We start from the raw sequence: 2,608 nt of genomic DNA on the forward strand, positions 1-2,608 counted from the left end.
GTTACGGTCAAAACCAGACCGTAACTTTAACCACTCATCTTGATATTCATAAAGAATATGCCTTGTTTTCATTCCTTCTTGACTACCATTAAGATCAGTTAAATATTTCAAATTTATTAGTAAATCCTCGTAAACTTTTTTCCTGATTTCTGTTAAATCTTGTTTCGATTCATCTACTATTTTACTTGTAGAGATATTTGAGTATGGATAGAAAGAAATCGCAAAATTTTCCAGCCATAATCCCAGATATTGAGATGGATCTTTCTTCCCGAAAAACGGAAAATTAATAGTCTTTTTTTGGGGTTGGAGCATTAGTACCTCTTGAATAGAAAACTAGGTTTATTTGCTAGGAATAATTTTGGGTAGCTTCTGTTATATACTGATTTTCTGATTTATTGTTAGTCATAGTACTTACTTTTGCTAAATCAATAAATAAAAATCAAAAAAAATATATTGATTACTGATAATAATGCGCCCGTGATTGTAGCCTAAATTACTGGCACATTTTATCAAGCTCCAAAAATAGAAAAAAAAATAGATAGATTTAACCCTGAAGAAACGACATTATATTTTGAGCATTACCAATCAAAATTATGTCTTCCTCAATATAATATCATAAACTTTACCCGCTATTCCTTAAATCAGTAATCCCAAATAAGTTTTCTCTTTGGCCTTATTTGAAAGCTTTACCTTTTCGCCATTTAGAAATTAATCATAAGGGCCAATCTTCCGCCACTGGCAATACCAATAGTATTGAAGATCGCGGAAGACCTAAAATTAATACTGAAATTTCCGAGTGTGAGTTTGTCGATCGCCAGACTCAAAGGCAACCAATTAATGAAAATTATCTACGTTTAACGACAGTTTATCCAATTGATTAATAGAGATAAAACGAATGAATGACATCAAGTTACATGATATTGTAGCTTTAACAGAGAATATGAAAATTCCACAATTTATGACTTATAAAGAAATAATATTACCTAGAGGTCAAGTAGGAACTGTAGTAGAAATTTACGAGCAAGGAAAAGCTTTTGAAGTGAAATTTGCTAATAAAAATGGGCAAACTTACGCATTAGTATCCCTCGAACTTGAAAAACTAATGTTGCTGCATACAGACTGATAACTGACAACTGATAACTGATAACTGATAACTGATAACTGATAACTGAAATGACCTACACCTCATCCAAACAACTCAGTTTTGAAGAATTTATTGCCCAATACGGGGATAATACACGTTATGAACTCATTGACGGAGAATTAAGAGACATGGAACCTACTGGCCCTCACGAAGCTGTTGCCGGGAGTATTGCTGGTAGAATTTATGTCGAAATTTTTCGTAATAATTTTAACTGGTTGATTCCTAAAAATTGTCTAATCAAACCCCTATATACTGAAGCTACAGCACTACGACCTGATGTAATTGTCCTAGATAAAATAGAACTTACTCAAGAACCACTTTGGCAAAAAGAACCTGTAATTTGTAACAGTAGTACCATTAAACTTGTTGCTGAAGTAGTTAGTACAAACTGGCAAGATGATTATGCCAGAAAAGTAGAAGAATATGCTTTTTTAAATATCCCAGAATATTGGATTATCGATTTTAGAGCATTAGGTGGTTTACAATTTATTGGCAATCCTAAACAACCTACTTTTACAATTTGCCAGTTAGTAAATGGTGTTTATCAACAGCAACAATATCGCTTGGGTGAGCCAATTTATTCTGATTTATTTCCAAATTTAAAACTGCAATTAGACGACGTTATGCCAACTTCAGAATTATGAAATAAAGCTCGAAACATTTAGCGCGATCGCTCTTTTTCCTTGAAACTATTCTGCAATTATATCATGTCCGCTTGAATACTTATTCTTTGGTAGAAGGAAGGTAGAAGGCAGAAGGTAGAAGGTTTTCTTCTTGGTGTTTGACATAGATTGATTCTGGGTATGATTTTGCCAAAATTGAGGGGAATAAAACTCTAAAAGTCCCCCTTTGTTAATCCCCCTCCCGTCCCCCTTTTTTATCCCCCTCCCGTCCCCCTTGGAAAGGGGGAAGCCAGATGTTGCTGCGCTTTTTGTTGAACGGGGGATGCGCGGGGGCATGGACCAGAACCAAACAATCACGCATTCATACTTCAATTCAGCAACGCCAGCCTTTTTATTGCAGAGGTACTGATAACTGATAACTGATATTATGTTCGGATAATTACTTATAATAAAATTTTTGTTTGTAGTTGGGCTTTAGCCCTTACAATATTTACTATTAGGGCTAAAGCCCAACTACGAGCCTAATTATAACTGTTCTACCGAACATGATATGATAACTGAAATGACCCTCACTGGTTAGACTAGAAAAGCTAAATTTCTTTAAGCATCGCCCAAACTAGGATAATCTATGTACCCTTCTTCACCACTGGTATAAAAAGTATTACGATTGTATTTGTTAAGTTCAGCATTGAGAGCAAAACGTTTAGGCAAATCAGGATTCGCTACAAACAGACGACCATAAGCTACGAAATCAGCAGTGTTATTTTGGAGAGCTTCCTCTCCTGTGTCGCGAGTATATCCACCTGCAGTAATAATTGCTCTACCAAATAGCGGACGGAAA

At 35.0% G+C, this 2,608-nt stretch carries 4 protein-coding genes and 1 pseudogene; 3 read left to right on the forward strand and 2 right to left on the reverse strand.

Annotated features, from left to right (window positions below):
* Positions 1-312 (reverse strand): hypothetical protein (locus F6K13_RS27760; protein ID WP_287289097.1); only part of this gene is annotated, 312 nt, incomplete at its 3' end.
* 365 nt (positions 313-677) lie between these two features.
* On the opposite strand from F6K13_RS27760, the gene F6K13_RS27765 reads away from it, so the two are divergent.
* Genes F6K13_RS27765 through F6K13_RS27775 form a run of 3 tightly spaced genes read left to right on the forward strand, consistent with a single transcriptional unit; the run spans position 678 to position 1,788 of the window.
* Positions 678-881 carry a hypothetical protein gene (locus tag F6K13_RS27765; protein ID WP_287289099.1) on the forward strand — a complete coding sequence of 68 codons (204 nt, stop codon included), beginning with the start codon at positions 678-680 and terminating at the stop codon, positions 879-881.
* Between the two features lie 14 nt (positions 882-895).
* Complete coding sequence (locus tag F6K13_RS27770; RefSeq protein ID WP_287289101.1) at positions 896-1,123, forward strand: DUF4926 domain-containing protein; 228 nt, start codon at positions 896-898, stop codon at positions 1,121-1,123.
* A gap of 50 nt (positions 1,124-1,173) precedes the next feature.
* Complete coding sequence (locus tag F6K13_RS27775) at positions 1,174-1,788, forward strand: Uma2 family endonuclease (RefSeq protein ID WP_287289103.1); 615 nt, start codon at positions 1,174-1,176, stop codon at positions 1,786-1,788.
* A gap of 579 nt (positions 1,789-2,367) precedes the next feature.
* Here the strand turns inward: F6K13_RS27775 and F6K13_RS27780 are convergent.
* Positions 2,368-2,608 (reverse strand): annotated as a pseudogene (locus tag F6K13_RS27780) (alkene reductase); the annotation flags it as partial.

Origin of the sequence: Okeania sp. SIO2B9, from assembly GCF_010672505.1 — a bacterium.
Classification (GTDB): Bacteria; Cyanobacteriota; Cyanobacteriia; order Cyanobacteriales; family Microcoleaceae; genus Okeania; species Okeania hirsuta.

Bases quoted from the DNA above. Each gene is read 5' to 3' on its own strand.
- F6K13_RS27775 (WP_287289103.1), top strand. From the start codon at position 1,174: ATGACCTACACCTCATCCAAACAACTCAGTTTTGAAGAATTTATTGCC.
- F6K13_RS27770 (WP_287289101.1), top strand. From the start codon at position 896: ATGAATGACATCAAGTTACATGATATTGTAGCTTTAACAGAGAATATG.